This is a genomic window from Stenotrophomonas sp. ZAC14A_NAIMI4_1 (assembly GCF_003086915.1).
GTDB lineage: Bacteria > Pseudomonadota > Gammaproteobacteria > Xanthomonadales > Xanthomonadaceae > Stenotrophomonas.
Genome location: NZ_CP026002.1, coordinates 1,627,724 through 1,642,776 on the forward strand (window position 1 = coordinate 1,627,724; position 15,053 = coordinate 1,642,776).

Sequence of the window (15,053 nt, forward strand, 5' to 3'; positions counted from 1 at the left end):
GGAGCCGCGGGTGCGTCGCCAGGCGGTTAGAAGTGGTAGTTCAACTTCAGCGTAACGCTGCTGTAGTCGGTATGGAAGCTGCGGCGGGCCGCGGCCGGGTAGTTGGGGTCTTCCAGGGTCACCGGGCTGCTGCCCAGGTGGGTACGGCGGTACTCGGCACCGGCCGAGAGGCGGTCGTTGAAGCGGTACAGCACGCCTGCGACGGCGTGGCTGCCGGTGGAGGTATGCGAGCGCTGGGTTTCGAATTCAGCCACGCGGCAGCCGTTGGTGGCTTCCACCAGCGATTTGTCGCAGCCCAGCGAGAATTCCTGGCGGGCGACGGTCACGCCGGCACCGACGTAGGGCAGCCAACGGCCCATCGCGCGGCCCAGGGTCACGTCGAAGGTGCCCGAACGGGTCACTGCGTCCTTGCCGTAGTACGGGCTGTACTGATGATGTTCGCGTTCCTTCCAGTCGCGCTGGATGCTGCCGAAGGACAGTGCGCCTTCCACGCCGACCACGACGTTGTTGTCGAACTGCCAGCGACGGCCGCCCTGCATGCCGCCGGTGAAGCCGCGGATGCTCTTTTCCGATGCGTTGGCATTGCTGCGGTCATTGCTGTGGCCTTCGCCATGTGATGCCTGGGCGCCCAGGTAGAAGCCGTCCCAGTCAGGGGTCGCGGCGGCGGCGGTGCCAGACAGCAGCAGCGCTGCCGAGGTGATGATCAGTGCTTTCATTGGGGTTTCCTACGTTTGGGGGATGGAGCAGGGCGTAGGAAAACCGATGCGGCTGGCACAGAACATACAAATAGTTGCAACGTTGCACGCAGGTTGATTGCGACAGCATTGATCGCAAGCTGCCAAAACGAACGATCGCGCGTTCATGGTGGGTACCGACCGTTGGTCGGTACGCCTCAAAGCGTCACCACCAACGGTGGTGACCTACCAGAATGCAGAACGGCCGCGCAGAGCGCGGCCGTTCTTTCTTTCTTATTTCAGCGCCTTGAAGCGCAGGCGCTTCGGCGCAGCGTCGTCGCCCATGCGGCGGCGCTTGTCTTCTTCGTACTCGCGGTAGTTGCCCTGGAAGAACTCCACGTGCGAATCGCCTTCGAACGCCAGGATGTGGGTCGCGATGCGATCCAGGAACCAGCGGTCATGCGAAATGACGAAGGTGTTGCCCGGGAACTCCAGCAGCGCATCTTCCAGCGCACGCAGGGTTTCGATGTCCAGGTCGTTGGACGGTTCATCGAGCAGCAGCACGTTGCCACCCTGCAGCAGGGTCTTGGCCATGTGCAGGCGGCCACGCTCACCACCGGACAGCGAACCGACCATCTTCTGCTGGTCCTGGCCCTTGAAGTTGAAGCGGCCGATGTAGGCGCGCGACTGGATCTCGATGCCGTTGATGTTGAGGATGTCCAGGCCGCCAGCGATTTCCTGGAAGACGTTGTGGTTGCCTTCCAGTGCGTCGCGGCTCTGGTCCACGTAGGACAGCTTCACGGTCGGGCCGACCACGATCTCGCCGGTATCCGGCTTTTCCTTGCCGGTGATCATCTTGAACAGGGTCGACTTACCGGCACCGTTCGGGCCGATGATGCCGACGATGGCGCCGGCCGGCACCAGGAAGCTCAGGTTGTCGAACAGCAGGCGGTCGCCGAACTTCTTGGAGACGTTCTTGAACTCCATCACCGCGTTGCCCAGGCGCTCGCCCGGCGGGATGAAGATTTCATTGGTCTCGTTGCGCTTCTGGTAATCGACCGACTGCAGCTCTTCCAGGCGGGCCAGACGGGCCTTGCCCTTGGTGCGGCCGCCCTTGGCATTCTGGCGCGACCACTCCAGTTCCTTCTGGATCGCCTTCTGGCGGGCCTTTTCCTGGTTGTCTTCCTGCTTCAGGCGCTCATCCTTCTGGGTCAGCCAGTCGGTGTAGTTGCCCTTCCACGGAATGCCGCGGCCGCGGTCCAGTTCCAGGATCCACTCGGCGGCGTTGTCCAGGAAGTAGCGATCATGGGTGACCGCCACCACGGTGCCGGTGTAGCGCGCCAGGAACTGTTCCAGCCATTCCACCGACTCGGCGTCGAGGTGGTTGGTCGGTTCGTCGAGCAGCAGCATGTCCGGCTTCTGCAGCAGCAGGCGGCACAGCGCCACGCGGCGCTTTTCACCACCGGACAGCTTGCCGACCACGGCATCCCACGGCGGCAGGCGCAGCGCATCGGCGGCCACGTCCAGCTGGTTTTCCAGAGTGTGCGCGTCGCCCGCGGCGAGGATCGCCTCCAGGCGCTCCTGTTCCTTGGCCAGCGCGTCGAAGTCGGCGCCTTCCTCGGCATAGGCGGTGTAGACCGCGTCCAGCGCAGCTTGGGCCTGCAGCACTTCGCCCACGCCTTCCTCGACCGCTTCACGCACGGTCTTGGTCGGGTCCAGCTCCGGTTCCTGCGCCAGGTAGCCGACCTTGATGCCGGCCTGCGGGCGGGCTTCGCCCTCGAAATCGGTGTCCACGCCGGCCATGATCTTCAGCACGGTGGACTTGCCGGCGCCGTTCAGGCCCAGCAGGCCGATCTTCGCGCCCGGGAAGAAGGACAGCGAGATGTCCTTGATGATCTGCCGCTTGGGCGGGACCACCTTGGACACGCGGTTCATGGTGTAGATGTATTGCGAGGACATGAGGTCTCCGTAGGGGCGCGGCCCTGCACCCGTCCGTCAGCGGGAAGATCCCGGACGACAGCGGGCACAGACTGAATGGAATACCCCCAATTATAGCCGGAACCGGTTCCCGGCCGCGCCTGTCGGCGCCCCGCGGGGCTGGCCGAAGGCTGAATACAGAGTGCAATACGTCAACGGGAAGCGTTTCCAGCCGGAAACGGTTCAGATCGCCTGCGCAATATGGACATCACCACCCACCCAGCTGAGCAGAGGTCTGTCATGCGCATCAACTTCATCGTGGCCGGGGCCATGGCCTCTGTGCTGGCCCTGGGCGCCGTCACCCCGGCATTTGCCGACAACGACCACCGTGACCGCCGCGAATGGCGGGAAGACCGCCGCGACGATCGCCGCGAGTACCGCCACGATGTACGCGAGGCGCGCCGCGACTACGAACGCGACCGCCGCGATGCACGCCGTGACTGGCGCCGCGACCATGACCATCGCTACTACCATCCGGCGCCGCCGCCGCCGCGCGTGGTCTACCGCCCCGGCTATCGCCCGGGCCCGGGCTACGGCTGGCAGGTCGGCCACCGCTACCGCGATTACTACCGTGGCCCGATCTACGTGGTGAACGACTACCCGCGCTACCACCTGCGTCGCCCGCCGTATGGTCACCACTGGATCCGCGATGACCGCGGCAACATGCTTCTGGTGGCCATCGCCACCGGCGTCATCGCCCAGTACGTGCTCAGTCGTTAAGCACGTTGCTGTCGGGGTCGGATCCCTTTCCACAGGAAAGGGCTCTGACCCCATCCAGGCAACGGGGTCAGAGCCCTTCCCTGCGGGAAGGGATCCGACCCCAGGCCCACAGGCAAAACCATACGGGGCCGGATCTCCGCCAGGGGATCCGGCCCCGCGTCCATTCCGGCCCCGGCGGGCCGCCACGGGGCTACAATCAGGGGCTGTGCCATCCCCCTTTTTCCCTGCCTGCCGGAGTAACCGATGTTCCCGCGTGACGTCCGCATCGAAACCTACGATCCCGAACTGGCCAAGGCCATCGCCGCCGAAACCCAGCGTCAGGAAGACCACGTCGAGCTGATCGCCAGCGAGAACTACACCAGCCCGGCCGTGATGGAGGCCCAGGGCAGCCAGCTGACCAACAAGTACGCCGAAGGCTACCCGGGCAAGCGCTACTACGGTGGCTGCGAATACGTGGACATCGCCGAGCAGCTGGCGATCGACCGCCTCAAGCAGCTGTTCGGCGCCGGCTCCACGGAAGACATGTACGCCAATGTGCAGCCGCACAGCGGTTCGCAGGCCAACCAGGCCGTGTACTTCGCCCTGCTGCAGCCGGGCGACACTATTCTCGGCATGAGCCTGGCCCACGGCGGCCACCTCACCCACGGTGCCAAGGTGAATGCTTCCGGCAAGCTGTTCAACGCCGTGCAGTACGGTGTGAACGACCAGGGCCTGATCGATTACGACGAAGTCGAGCGCCTGGCCCTGGAGCACAAGCCGAAGATGGTCGTGGCTGGTTTCTCGGCCTACTCGCAGGTGATCGACTGGGCGCGCTTCCGCGCCATCGCCGACAAGGTGGGTGCCTACCTGTTCGTGGACATGGCCCACGTGGCCGGCCTGGTTGCCGCCGGCGTCTACCCGAGCCCGCTGGAACACGCCCACGTGGTCACCTCGACCACCCACAAGACCCTGCGTGGCCCGCGCGGCGGCATCATCGTCGCCAAGGGCGCCGACGAAGACCTGGTCAAGAAGCTGCAGTCGGTGGTGTTCCCCGGCATCCAGGGTGGCCCGCTGATGCACGTCATCGCCGCCAAGGCCGTGGCCTTCAAGGAAGCGCTGGAACCGGGCTTCACCGCCTACCAGCAGCAGGTGGTGAAGAACGCCCAGGCGATGGCCAACACGCTCATCGCGCGCGGCTACAAGATCGTCTCCGGCGGCACCCAGAACCACCTGATGCTGGTGGACATGATCGGCAAGGACGTGTCCGGCAAGGATGCGGAAGCCGCGCTGGGCAAGGCCCACATCACCGTCAACAAGAACTCGGTGCCGAACGACCCGCGTTCGCCGTTCGTGACCTCGGGCCTGCGCCTGGGCACCCCGGCGGTCACCACCCGTGGCTATGTCGAACAGGACTGCGTGGACCTGGCCAACTGGATCGCCGACGTGCTCGACGCCCCGGCCGATGACGCCGTCATCGCCCGCGTGCGCGACGCCGTCAGCGCGCAGTGCCGCAAGTACCCGGTCTACGGCTGACCGGGGAGTGGGGTCGGATCCCTTCCCGCAGGGAAGGGCTCTGACCCCGGACATCCGGATCGACGCTGGGGTCGGATCCCTTTTCGCAGAAAAGGGCTCTGACCCGGCACCCAGGAAGCGACGCACATGGATGAGCGCCTGCACAAGCGCCTGCACCTCGCACTTGCCCTGTTGTTCGGCCTGCCCGGCGTGCTGCTGGGCGGCACCGTGGCCCTGGTGGGCGTGTACTCCGGCCTGATGCAGGAAACCCGCCTGCTGAGCCGGCTGCTGCTGGTGTGCTGGGGCACCGCCGGGGCGCTGGGCATCGTCGCCTGGTTGCACATCGGCGCCGGTTTCCTGCTGCAGGGCCGGCCTGGCCTGCAGGAGGTGGGCCGGCTGTGGTGGGCGTTGCTGGCGCTGGGAGCGCTGGCCGCGGTGCCCGCCGTCGTGCTGGGGCTGGTGGTCGGCCTGACCGAACGCCTGGAGGGCTTCGGCCTGTTGCTGTTCGGCCCGCCGCTGCTGCTGCCGGCGGCGCATCTGGCCTGGCTGCGCCGCCGGCAACGCCTTGCCGCATAAGGCTGAGCGCCGCCCGGATTTGCTGCAAAAGCGCTTCTCAGGTACCTTTGCGACGCTGCCATGACGATGGCATGACGTTCTTTCCTGAGCCAGGCGTTCCATGTATTGCCCCTTCTGCCAGCATGCCGATACCCGGGTCATCGACTCGCGCGTCTCCGAAGACGGCGCGACGATCCGTCGTCGGCGTGAGTGCGAGGCCTGCAACGAACGCTTCAGCACCCTGGAAACGGTCGAGCTGAAGCTGCCGGCCATCGTCAAGAGTGATGGCACCCGCGAGGCCTTCGACCAGCGCAAGGTGCGCGCCGGCTTCGACCGCGCGCTGCAGAAGCGCGCCGTGCCCGAAGAGAAGATCGAAGCTGCGGTGCGCGCCGTAGTCCACCAGCTGCGCATCAGCGGCGAACGCGAAGTGCCTTCCATCAAGGTCGGCGAGTTCGTGATGAACGAACTGCGCAAGCTCGACCACGTCGGCTACGTGCGCTTCGCCTCGGTCTACCGCAGCTTCGAGGACGTGGCCGATTTCCGCGAAGAGATCGAGAAGCTGGAACGTGAGCTGCCGGCCAGCACCGAACAGCTGCAGCTGCTGGGCGATGTCATCGCCCTGACCAAGAAAAAGAAGGGCTGACTGCCTCCATCCACGCATGGCGTGGATCTACTTTGCCCCGGTAGATGCCAACCTTGGTTGGCGCCGTTGCCCCGGTGGGTGCCAACCGTTGGTTGGCACTGATGGCAGCGTTACCATGGCCGCATGAGCACTCCGTTCACCGTCCTTGACCACCTGCACATGGCCAACGCATTGCGTCTGGCCGAGCGTGCGGCCTACACCACCCGCCCCAATCCCATGGTCGGCTGCGTGATCGCCCATGGCGAACGCGTGGTCGGGCAGGGCTGGCACCAGCGTGCCGGCGGCCCGCACGCCGAAGTCTTCGCCCTACGCGAAGCCGGCAGCGAAGCACGGGGTGCCACCGCCTACGTCACCCTTGAACCGTGCGCGCACTACGGGCGCACGCCACCGTGCGCGCTGGCATTGATCGACGCGGGTGTATCGCGCGTGGTCGCGGCGCTGCGCGATCCGTTCCCGAAGGTCGATGGCGGTGGTTTCGATCTGTTGCGCGAAGCGGGCATTGAAGTGGCCGAAGGCCTGATGGCCGCGCAGGCGCGTGAACTCAACAAGGGCTTCCTGTCCCGCGTGGAACGCAACCGTCCGTGGCTGCGGGTGAAGCTGGCCGCCAGCCTCGACGGCCGTACCGCGATGGCCGATGGCAGCTCGAAGTGGATCACCGGTGCCGCCGCACGCGAAGACGTGCAGCACTGGCGCGCACGTGCCGGCGCGATCCTGACCGGCGCCGATACGGTGCTGGCCGACGATCCGATGCTGACCGTGCGCCTGGCCGATACCGAGGTGATGCCACCGCTGCGCGTCGTGCTTGATTCGCGCCTGCGCTCGCTGGAATGCGGCCGCGTGCGCGAGGGTGGGGCGCCGACGTTGTATGTGCACGCTGCCGCGGTGAGCGCGCCGGATGCGGCCGACGCCGAATTCGCCAGCGTGCCGAGCGTGGATGGCCGCCTGGATCTGGGGGCGGTGCTGGCGCTGCTGGCCGAGCGTGGCATCAACGAAGTGCACACCGAAGCCGGTGCCACCCTGGCCGGTGCGCTGTTGCGCGGCGGCTGGGTCGATGAGCTGTTGCTGTACCAGGCACCGACGCTGCTGGGTGACACCGGCCGCCCGCTGCTGGCCGGCTTGGGCATCGAGGCGATGGACCAGCAGCGACGCCTGCGCGTGGTCGACCAGCGCCAGGTGGGCGACGACCTGCGGTTGCTGCTACGCGCGTGATGCGGTGACATCCATCCACGCATGGCGTGGATCTACCGTGCGTTTGATGCGGTGAAGGCCATCCACGCATGGCGTGGATCTACCGTGCTCTGGTAGACGCCAACCTTGGTTGGCGCCGTGGCCTTACGCGCACTCGTCGGTCCACATCATCTGTGCGATCGGGCGCAGGGCCTTGCACTCCTGCGTCATTTCATCGGCCGACTGCACCTGCGCCTTGGCCTTCAGTTCTTCGGCCATCGCGTCCACGCCACTGATCTGATCCGGCGCGATCTTCGCCACGCAGCTGCGGTGCTGCTGCAGCAGCAGGTCGCAGCTGGGCACGCCGGTCACCTTCGGTGCGCTGGCGGCTTGGGCATCTTCCATCCACAGCTGGAACGGCGCGAGTGCTTCCAGCACCGGGGTGACCAGCTCATCGAAGCTGCCACTGAACCAGTACGCCTGCTCTGCGCCGGAGTACAGCTTCTGGCTGCCCGTCACCGTGCGCTGCGTGCCGCTCTTCAGTGCCTGCGTGTAGGCATCGATGAAGCGGCTGCGGGCGGCAGGGTCGTCACTGTTCATGCTGGCGGCGAACAGCGGGCGCACGCTTTCCAGATCCACCACCTTGCAGCTGAAATCGACCGAGGCGATCTTCTGGCCGTCTACGTACTCGTTGTCTTCGATGGTGCTGCCGGTGGCGCGGCAGGTCGATGCCTTCAGCACCTTTGCATACAGCGCTTCGGTCGCGGCGGCATCGGGCGTGCCGCCGGTACTGGCCTGCAGCGCCATCCACGGTTCGGCCAGGGCCTTGGCCAGTGCGCCCGGCGTGGGCGTCACCGCGTCCTTGCCGTCGTGGGCGCTGCGCAGGGCATCGTTGAGCGTGCGCGCGGCAGCGGCATCGTCTTCAATCAGCACGCGTGCGTACAGGTCCAGCGATTGTTCGGGCGTCAGCGCCGGCGCGGCGGTGGCGAACACAGGGGCGCACAGCAGGGCGCTGGCGAGCAGGGTGCGCAGGGGAGTCTTCATGACGGTGTTCCGTTTCCAGTGGGTAGTGCAGAGGCGCGAAAGACTAGCGCATCTGCACGCAGATGCGATGGCAGGGGCGTGCACGCCATGCCGCCACGCGGCTACTTTTCCAGCAATGTGTCGGCCAGCGCTTCCGGAAAGATCGAGAGCAGCACCGGGGCAAGGAATCGGATCGTGTCGCCGTCGGGGAAGTAGCCCGTCCCGGCGCTTCCTTCCAGCAGCGCGGTGCCGGTGATCGTCTGCTGCTCCGCCATGCGCAGCTCCGAGGCGATCAGATACGCAGCAAACACCTCGTCGTCCTGCAGTTTCTGCTGGATGGCCGGGTCGGCCAGCAGGCCGCTTCCGGTATTCCATACCGGAACCTGGCAGGTAAACTTGACCTGCGCCCGCCCGGCCGGTGCAGCTTCGGCAATGGTCTTCCCGGGCACGGCCCGGCAGTGGCTGCTGGCGTACGTTCTGCCGATCTGGGTCACCACCGCCTCGGCCAGTACGGCGGGGACGACGTCATCTTCCCACTGGTCGAATACCTGTTCGCGCGCTTCCTGCAGGAGGCGTGGCAGGCGCAGCAGGGCAGTGGCATTCCACAGGGCGTCGGCGGGCAGTGCGCGGGTCAACGCTTCAGCGGCGCGGGCATCACCTTCCAGCAGAGCCTGCGCGTACAGGTCAAAGGCCTGTTCGGGGCTCAGCTTTTCCGAAGCAGTTGCCTGCGCGGCGAAGGGCAGGCACAGCAGCAGGGCGAGGCGGTAAGCCAGCATCATCCATCCAGAGAGGGAAAGGGCAGCAGCCTGCGGCAGCAGCCCGCGGGACGCCATGCAATTTGTCTGAAAAGACAGTCGCAAAAAAAACGGGCCCCTTGCGGGGCCCGTTCGATTACACGACGAGGATCGAGCAATCAGAAGCTGGCGCGCACGCCGGCCGAGAACTGGGTGACGTCGCGGTAGCCGGAGATCTCGCCCACCAGACCCCAGGTCTTGGTGAAGTTGATCTGGCCACCGAGGGTGCCGACCCAGGTGCCTTCAAAGTTGTTGCCGCCATCCATGTAACCGGCCTTGATCCAGGCTTCGGTCATGGCCGAGGGCTTGCCACGCAGGCCCATGGTGGCGCGCACGAGGTTGGTGTGGTCCTTGTCGGTGATACGACCGAAACCGTCGAAGTCCGCCTTGACCTCAGCCTGCTGGCGGACCCAGGCGATGTCGGCGGTGTAGTCCACGCGGTCGCTGAAGGGCATGTGGTAACCGATGCCCAGCTCCGGCTGGTTCAGTTCCAGCTTCAGTTTGGCGTTCGAGTAATGGTAGGTCTTGCTGCCGTAGCTCCAGCCACCGAACACATGCACCTGCTCGGCCAGAGCGAACGAACCGCGCACGTAGCCGCCGTCGACCTTCGGGTCGTCGAAGCCATCATCCTTGGTATTGACCTGGCTCCAGCCGCCTTCGACGTAGGTGTAGCTGAGGCCGTCGGCCGAGGCCGAGAACGGGGCGGCGGCCAGCAGTGCGGCCACGATCAGGATCTTGCGCATGGGTTTCCTGTGAATTGCAGTCCATTGGCGGGCCACCCTGTTGGCGGTCCGTGGCGACCTCATGTCGTCCGAGGCTTGAGTTTAATGAAAGTTTTACGAATTGCGAGCGACGGACGTCACAGCTGGCGGTCGGTTCATCTGGGGGACGGATCCGTTCAGGGCAGGGGTCGGATCCCTTTGCAACGCAAAGGGCTCTGACCCCAAGCGGGCCAGACAAGGGATCCGACCCCGTTCAGCCCAGGCTGGTACACTGGGCGGGCCGGTTCGCCGGTACACAAACGTCTTCAGGGCGGGGTGCGATTCCCCACCGGCGGTAGGTGCGCAAGCACGAGCCCGCGAGCGCCCCGGCCCACGGCCGGGGGTCAGCAGATCCGGTCCAATGCCGGAGCCGACGGTCATAGTCCGGATGAAAGAAGACGGTGCCACAGGGCCTTTGCGGCCCTGCGCCCGCCTGTTTGCCTTGCGGCGTTTTTCGCTCACTTTCCGCGGAGAACGTTTCTTGTTTACTGGAATCATCGAAGGCGTCGGCCGTCTGGCCGCACGCGAATCCATCGGCGGCGATGTCCGCTTCACCTTCAATGTCGGCACCCTGCCGTTCGACCACGTGCAGATGGGCGAGAGCATCGCCATCAACGGCGTCTGCCTCACCGTCATCGCATTCGACGCCAGCAGCTTCCAGGCCGATGCCTCCACCGAGACCCTGGGCCTGACCACGCTGGGCCAGCTGGGTGAGGGCGCGGTCATCAACCTCGAACGCGCCATGCGCCCGACCGACCGCCTCGGCGGCCACCTGGTCAGCGGCCACGTCGATGGCCTCGGCCAGGTCCTGTCCATCCACGAAGATGCACGTGCCCAGCGCTGGCGTTTCGCCGCGCCGGCCGCGCTGCGCCGCTACATCGCCAAGAAGGGCTCGATCTGCGTGGACGGCGTCAGCCTCACCGTCAACGAAGTGGACGAGGAAGGCTTTGAAGTCGCCCTCATCCCGCACACCGTGGCCAACACCGCCTTCTCCGCCACCGGCGTGGGCAGTGCGGTGAACCTGGAAATCGACCTGGTGGCCCGCTATGTAGAGCGTTTGATCGGTGTGCCGGCCAACGGTCAGCACCTGCAGGGAGATGCCGCATGAATTTCGCCCCGATCCCGGACATCCTGGAAGACATCCGCCAGGGCCGCATGGTCGTCATCGTCGATGACGAAGACCGCGAGAACGAAGGCGACCTGATCATGGCCGCCGAGCTGGTCAAGCCGTCGGACATCAACTTCATGGTCACCCATGGCCGTGGCCTGGTGTGCCTGCCGCTGACCCGCACCCGCGCCGCCGACCTCGGCCTGGCACCGATGGTGCAGGCCAATACCGCGCAGTTCCAGACCAATTTCACCGTCAGCATCGAGGCAGCCGAAGGCGTGACCACGGGCATTTCCGCCCATGACCGCGCCCACACCATCCGTACTGCAGTGAAGCCGAACGCCAAGCCGGCCGACCTGCACCAGCCGGGCCACATCTTCCCGCTGATCGCCCAGCCGGGTGGCGTGCTGACCCGTGCCGGCCACACCGAAGCCGGCGTGGACCTGGCCATGCTGGCCGGGCTGGAACCGGCCGGCGTGCTGGTGGAGATCCTCAACCCGGACGGCAGCATGGCGCGCCGCCCGGAACTGGAAGTGTTCGCCCGCGAGCACGGCCTGAAGATGGGCTCCATCGCCGACCTCATCGCCTACCGCCTGGCCACCGAAAAGACCGTCGAGCGCGTGGACGAGCGCGAGATCGACACTGAATTCGGCCCGTTCAAGCTGGTCACCTACCGCGACCGCATCGCCCACGACCTGCATTTCGCCCTGGTGCGTGGCACCCCGGCGGCCGACACCCCCACCCTGGTGCGCGTGCAGGTGGAAAACCCGTTGGCCGACCTGCTGCACTGGCGCCGCGATGATTTCGGCGTGGCCGCCACCGATGCCCTGCGCGCGATTGCCGCCGAAGGGGCGGGCGTGATGGTGGTGCTGTCGGCCCCGCGCGATGGCGAAGCCCTGCTGGCCCGCCTGCGCCAGCAGCCGGCGCCGGTGGTGCCGGGCAAGGACAAGGACGTGGGCCAGTGGCGCCGCAACGGTGCCGGTTCGCAGATCCTGTCCGACCTGGGCCTGGGCAAGCTGCGCGTGCTGGGTACCCCCCGCCGCCAGGTGGGCCTGGCCGGCTACGGCCTGGAAGTGGTGGAGACGGTCACCCTGTAACCTGCCGCTGCACATGGGATCGGTAGTGCCGGCCGCTGGCCGGCAACCACCATCCCGGGTTTGCCGGCCAGCGGCCGGCACTACCCACGGGCGCCCCGGGGCCCATCCACGGTAGAATCACCCCCTAATCGAACCCCCAAGCCGCATATGAGCCACTACGAAGGCGATCTTCGCACCCCCGAGTCGGCGCGCTTTGCCATCCTGGCCAGCCGCTGGAACGCCCGCATCACCGATACCCTGGTCGCTGGCGCCCGCCAGAGCCTGGCCGGCAACGGCATTGCCGAAGCCAACATCGACGTGATCCGCGTGCCGGGTGCCTGGGAACTGCCGCTGGTCGCCGCGCGCCTGGCCGCCGCCCATGAACACGCCGCCATCCTCACCCTGGGCTGCGTCATCCGTGGCGATACCCGCCACTACGAACACGTGGCCGACCGCTGCGCCGAAGGCCTGATGCGCGTGCAGCTGGATTTCGGCGTGCCGGTGCTGAACGGCGTGCTGGCCGTGGAACGCGCCGAGGATGCCGAGGCCCGCGCCGGTGGCAGCCATGGCAACAAGGGTGAAGAAGTCGCAATCGCTGCATTGGAAATGGTCAACCTGCTGGAGCAACTGCCATGAACAAGAACACCCAGGGCAAGCCCTCCGGTAAACCCGTCCGCCGTGATGGCATCGACCCGGTGCTGCGTTCGCGCGCCCGCCGTCGTGCCGTGCAGGCGCTGTACGCCTGGCAGATCTCCGGCGGCAACGCGCAGTCGCTGATCGCCCAGTTCGCCCACGAACAGGCCCGCGAAATCGCCGATCTGGCGTATTTCGAAGCGCTGGTGCATGGCGTGCTGGACAACCGCCGCGACATCGACGAAGCCCTCGGCCCGTACCTGGACCGTGGCATTGAAGAAGTGGATGCCATCGAACGCGCCGTGCTGCGCCTGGCCGGCTACGAGCTGCGCTTCCGCCTGGACGTGCCGTACCGCGTGGTCATCAACGAAGCCATCGAATCGGCCAAGCGCTTTGGTTCCGAGCATGGCCACACCTACGTCAACGGCGTGCTGGATCGTGCCGCCGTGGAATGGCGCAAGGTCGAATCGGGTCACTGATCCCCTGCGTCCCGAATCGTTCGTTGAACGGCGCGGGAATCTGCTTCGGTAGAGTCGACTGTCAGTCGACTGCCTTTCGATCAGCAGTCGTAGTGTCGGACGGGAGAGCAGTCGACTGACAGTCGACTCTACCCCGGCCGTTCCATCCGATCGGCAAGATCCGCCCGCATTCGCGCCCGCCGCCCATCCATGCAACCCGCCGGAGCGCCCCATGTCCCTGGCCGAATTCGCCCTCATCGACCGTATCCGCGCGCGCACCAGCGAGCGTGACGACATCCTGCTCGGCATCGGCGATGACGCCGCGCTGCTGCAGCCGCGTGCCAACGAACAACTGGTCGTCACCGCCGATACGCTCAACAGCGGCGTGCATTTCCCGGCGGAAACCCCTGCCTACGACATCGGCTGGAAGACCCTGGCGGTCAATCTGTCTGACCTGGCCGCGATGGGCGCACGCCCGGCGTGGTGCACGCTGGCACTGTCCCTGCCGGACACCAGCGAAGAGTGGATCGACGCCTTCGCCGAAGGCTTCTTCGCCCTGGCCGACCAGCACGACATGGCCCTCGTGGGGGGCGACACCACGCGCGGCCCGCTGTCGTTGACGGTGACCGCGATGGGCCAGGTTGGCCGCGGCCAGGCGCTGCGCCGCGACCGCGCCCAGGTGGGTGACGATGTCTGGGTGAGCGGCACGATCGGTGACGCCGCCGGTGCACTGAAGCTCTGGCAGCAGGGCGCGCTGGACGTGGCCACCGCCACCCTGCTGGGTGACTACGAAACCCTGCGCCTGCGCCTGCTGCGTCCCACCCCGCGGGTCACCCTCGGCCTGCGCCTGCGTGCCTTCGCGCATGCCGCCGTGGATCTGTCCGATGGCCTGGTGGCCGATCTGGGCCACATCGCGGCGCGCAGTGGCGTCGCTGCCCAGATTGATGCCGACGTGCTGCCGATCTCGCCCGAACTGCGTGGCCTGCTGGGCCGCGACGGTGCGCGCGAGTGCGCGCTGCATGGCGGCGACGATTACGAACTGTGCTTCACCGCTGCAGCCGACCAGCGCGATGCGCTGCTGTACCTGTCCGAATCGCTGGATGTGCCGCTGACCCGCGTCGGCCGCATCACCGAAGGGCAGGGCGTGCAGGTCGATGGTGAACCCGCCAGCGGCGGGTACCAGCACTTCGCCTGATACAGGGACACGCCGGGCTTGGCCCGGCGCTACCGCGTCGCGGTGCAGGTGCGGGATGGCGCCCGCTACGCCGCGCGCACCTGCACACCCACGTACTCGGCCAACGCGCGGCAGGCAAACAGAATCCCCTCGCGCGCCGCATCACCCATCTGTGGGTTCTCATCGCCATCCACGCGGGTGCGTTCGATGGCGTGCAGCAGTTCCAGCAGGAAGGTCTGCCCGGCATTGGCACGATCAATGCCCGCCAGCGCCATGCATTGGCCGGGTGTGTGGCCATCGCTCGGCCATGGCTGGCCATCGGCGGCTTCGCCCTGGCGGATGCGCTGCAGGCAGTCCAGCACGGTGATGCTGCCAGGCGAGTACTCAGGGTCATTCGCCGCCGGGGTGGCGGCAAGCGTGCGTTCCAGTGCGCGTGCCAGCTCATCGGGCAACTGCTTGGCGGCTTCGCCCAGCGTGGCGAACAGACAGGGATATTCGATTGCGGTCATCTTGGCGTCCTTGTGCATGAAACCGGGATGCCACCGGCGCGAGAACGCGAGGGTGGCGGACGATGCGTGGCTCCAATACCGGTGATCTGAATGAAGCCGGCGGGCCGAAACCCTCCACGCACCGCCCGCCATAGATGCGCGGACAGAGTGCCTGCCGACGCCACGCACACGGGATGCGCGACGCCGGCAGGCAAACGTATACAACCTTCAGATCAGAACGGGATTGGAGTCCCGTGCCACCCGTTGTCGGTGGCGCGCCCATGATTGGCCGCAAGCGCCTGGCGCCCAAT

16 protein-coding genes and 1 riboswitch are annotated in these 15,053 nt (G+C 66.6%); of the genes, 10 read left to right on the top strand and 6 right to left on the bottom strand.

Going from position 1 to position 15,053, the window contains the following annotated elements:
* Positions 1-26 precede the first annotated feature (26 nt).
* A complete protein-coding gene (locus C1926_RS07475) occupies positions 27-716 on the bottom strand; it encodes an outer membrane beta-barrel protein (RefSeq protein WP_108758771.1) in 690 nt (229 codons plus the stop codon).
* Between the two features lie 252 nt (positions 717-968).
* Positions 969-2,633, bottom strand: coding sequence for an energy-dependent translational throttle protein EttA (gene ettA, locus C1926_RS07480; RefSeq protein WP_108758772.1), 1,665 nt, complete (start codon positions 2,631-2,633; stop codon positions 969-971).
* A 258-nt stretch (positions 2,634-2,891) separates the two neighbouring features.
* Between ettA and C1926_RS07485 the strand changes: the two genes are divergently transcribed.
* The 5 genes from C1926_RS07485 (at position 2,892) to ribD (ending at position 7,269) form a co-directional block, all read left to right on the top strand.
* Positions 2,892-3,371: an RcnB family protein gene (locus tag C1926_RS07485; RefSeq protein WP_108758773.1), complete on the top strand. Its 480-nt coding sequence runs from the start codon at positions 2,892-2,894 to the stop codon at positions 3,369-3,371.
* Positions 3,372-3,614: 243 nt separating this feature from the next.
* Positions 3,615-4,883, top strand: a complete 1,269-nt coding sequence (gene glyA, locus C1926_RS07490) for a serine hydroxymethyltransferase (RefSeq protein ID WP_108758774.1) — start codon at positions 3,615-3,617, stop codon at positions 4,881-4,883.
* 126 nt (positions 4,884-5,009) lie between these two features.
* Positions 5,010-5,438, top strand: coding sequence for a hypothetical protein (locus C1926_RS07495; RefSeq protein ID WP_108758775.1), 429 nt, complete (start codon positions 5,010-5,012; stop codon positions 5,436-5,438).
* 100 nt (positions 5,439-5,538) lie between these two features.
* On the top strand, positions 5,539-6,060 hold the full coding sequence (gene nrdR, locus C1926_RS07500; protein WP_079220607.1) for a transcriptional regulator NrdR: 522 nt from the start codon (positions 5,539-5,541) through the stop codon (positions 6,058-6,060).
* 123 nt (positions 6,061-6,183) lie between these two features.
* Positions 6,184-7,269, top strand: coding sequence for a bifunctional diaminohydroxyphosphoribosylaminopyrimidine deaminase/5-amino-6-(5-phosphoribosylamino)uracil reductase RibD (ribD, locus tag C1926_RS07505; RefSeq protein WP_108758776.1), 1,086 nt, complete (start codon positions 6,184-6,186; stop codon positions 7,267-7,269).
* 123 nt (positions 7,270-7,392) lie between these two features.
* Here the strand turns inward: ribD and C1926_RS07510 are convergent, their stop codons facing one another.
* The 3 genes from C1926_RS07510 to C1926_RS07520 all read right to left on the bottom strand — a co-directional run bounded on the left by C1926_RS07510 (position 7,393) and on the right by C1926_RS07520 (position 9,787).
* The gene (locus C1926_RS07510) at positions 7,393-8,271 is read right to left on the bottom strand and encodes a hypothetical protein (RefSeq protein WP_108758777.1); all 879 of its coding nucleotides are present in this window, start codon (positions 8,269-8,271) and stop codon (positions 7,393-7,395) included.
* 101 nt (positions 8,272-8,372) lie between these two features.
* Positions 8,373-9,110, bottom strand: coding sequence for a hypothetical protein (locus C1926_RS07515; protein WP_159095048.1), 738 nt, complete (start codon positions 9,108-9,110; stop codon positions 8,373-8,375).
* A 53-nt stretch (positions 9,111-9,163) separates the two neighbouring features.
* Complete coding sequence (locus C1926_RS07520) at positions 9,164-9,787, bottom strand: outer membrane beta-barrel protein (protein ID WP_079220612.1); 624 nt, start codon at positions 9,785-9,787, stop codon at positions 9,164-9,166.
* Positions 9,788-10,063: 276 nt separating this feature from the next.
* Positions 10,064-10,209: riboswitch (FMN riboswitch) on the top strand.
* A gap of 77 nt (positions 10,210-10,286) precedes the next feature.
* Here C1926_RS07520 and C1926_RS07525 point away from each other — a divergent pair.
* The 5 genes from C1926_RS07525 to thiL all read left to right on the top strand — a co-directional run bounded on the left by C1926_RS07525 (position 10,287) and on the right by thiL (position 14,275).
* Entirely contained in the window at positions 10,287-10,913 is a 627-nt protein-coding gene (locus C1926_RS07525) for a riboflavin synthase (protein WP_108758779.1), read from the top strand.
* Positions 10,910-12,010, top strand: a complete 1,101-nt coding sequence (gene ribB / locus C1926_RS07530; protein ID WP_108745954.1) for a 3,4-dihydroxy-2-butanone-4-phosphate synthase — start codon at positions 10,910-10,912, stop codon at positions 12,008-12,010. Before C1926_RS07525 ends, ribB begins: the two co-directional genes overlap by 4 nt.
* Before the next feature lie 147 nt (positions 12,011-12,157).
* The gene (gene ribH / locus C1926_RS07535; RefSeq protein ID WP_079220615.1) at positions 12,158-12,625 is read left to right on the top strand and encodes a 6,7-dimethyl-8-ribityllumazine synthase; all 468 of its coding nucleotides are present in this window, start codon (positions 12,158-12,160) and stop codon (positions 12,623-12,625) included.
* Entirely contained in the window at positions 12,622-13,101 is a 480-nt protein-coding gene (gene nusB / locus C1926_RS07540) for a transcription antitermination factor NusB (RefSeq protein WP_079220616.1), read from the top strand. The genes ribH and nusB overlap by 4 nt, the downstream gene beginning before the upstream one ends.
* Before the next feature lie 217 nt (positions 13,102-13,318).
* A complete protein-coding gene (gene thiL, locus C1926_RS07545) occupies positions 13,319-14,275 on the top strand; it encodes a thiamine-phosphate kinase (RefSeq protein WP_174214121.1) in 957 nt (318 codons plus the stop codon).
* Positions 14,276-14,340: 65 nt separating this feature from the next.
* On the opposite strand, the gene C1926_RS07550 is transcribed toward thiL, so the two are convergent.
* Complete coding sequence (locus tag C1926_RS07550; protein WP_108760644.1) at positions 14,341-14,763, bottom strand: hypothetical protein; 423 nt, start codon at positions 14,761-14,763, stop codon at positions 14,341-14,343.
* Positions 14,764-15,053 lie beyond the last annotated feature (290 nt).

Bases quoted from the DNA above. Each gene is read 5' to 3' on its own strand.
- ribH (WP_079220615.1), top strand. From the start codon at position 12,158: ATGAGCCACTACGAAGGCGATCTTCGCACCCCCGAGTCGGCGCGCTTT.
- nrdR (WP_079220607.1), top strand. From the start codon at position 5,539: ATGTATTGCCCCTTCTGCCAGCATGCCGATACCCGGGTCATCGACTCG.
- C1926_RS07475 (WP_108758771.1), bottom strand. From the start codon at position 716: ATGAAAGCACTGATCATCACCTCGGCAGCGCTGCTGCTGTCTGGCACC.
- glyA (WP_108758774.1), top strand. From the start codon at position 3,615: ATGTTCCCGCGTGACGTCCGCATCGAAACCTACGATCCCGAACTGGCC.
- C1926_RS07510 (WP_108758777.1), bottom strand. From the start codon at position 8,271: ATGAAGACTCCCCTGCGCACCCTGCTCGCCAGCGCCCTGCTGTGCGCC.
- ettA (WP_108758772.1), bottom strand. From the start codon at position 2,633: ATGTCCTCGCAATACATCTACACCATGAACCGCGTGTCCAAGGTGGTC.
- ribD (WP_108758776.1), top strand. From the start codon at position 6,184: ATGAGCACTCCGTTCACCGTCCTTGACCACCTGCACATGGCCAACGCA.
- nusB (WP_079220616.1), top strand. From the start codon at position 12,622: ATGAACAAGAACACCCAGGGCAAGCCCTCCGGTAAACCCGTCCGCCGT.
- C1926_RS07495 (WP_108758775.1), top strand. From the start codon at position 5,010: ATGGATGAGCGCCTGCACAAGCGCCTGCACCTCGCACTTGCCCTGTTG.
- C1926_RS07485 (WP_108758773.1), top strand. From the start codon at position 2,892: ATGCGCATCAACTTCATCGTGGCCGGGGCCATGGCCTCTGTGCTGGCC.
- C1926_RS07520 (WP_079220612.1), bottom strand. From the start codon at position 9,787: ATGCGCAAGATCCTGATCGTGGCCGCACTGCTGGCCGCCGCCCCGTTC.
- C1926_RS07550 (WP_108760644.1), bottom strand. From the start codon at position 14,763: ATGACCGCAATCGAATATCCCTGTCTGTTCGCCACGCTGGGCGAAGCC.
- ribB (WP_108745954.1), top strand. From the start codon at position 10,910: ATGAATTTCGCCCCGATCCCGGACATCCTGGAAGACATCCGCCAGGGC.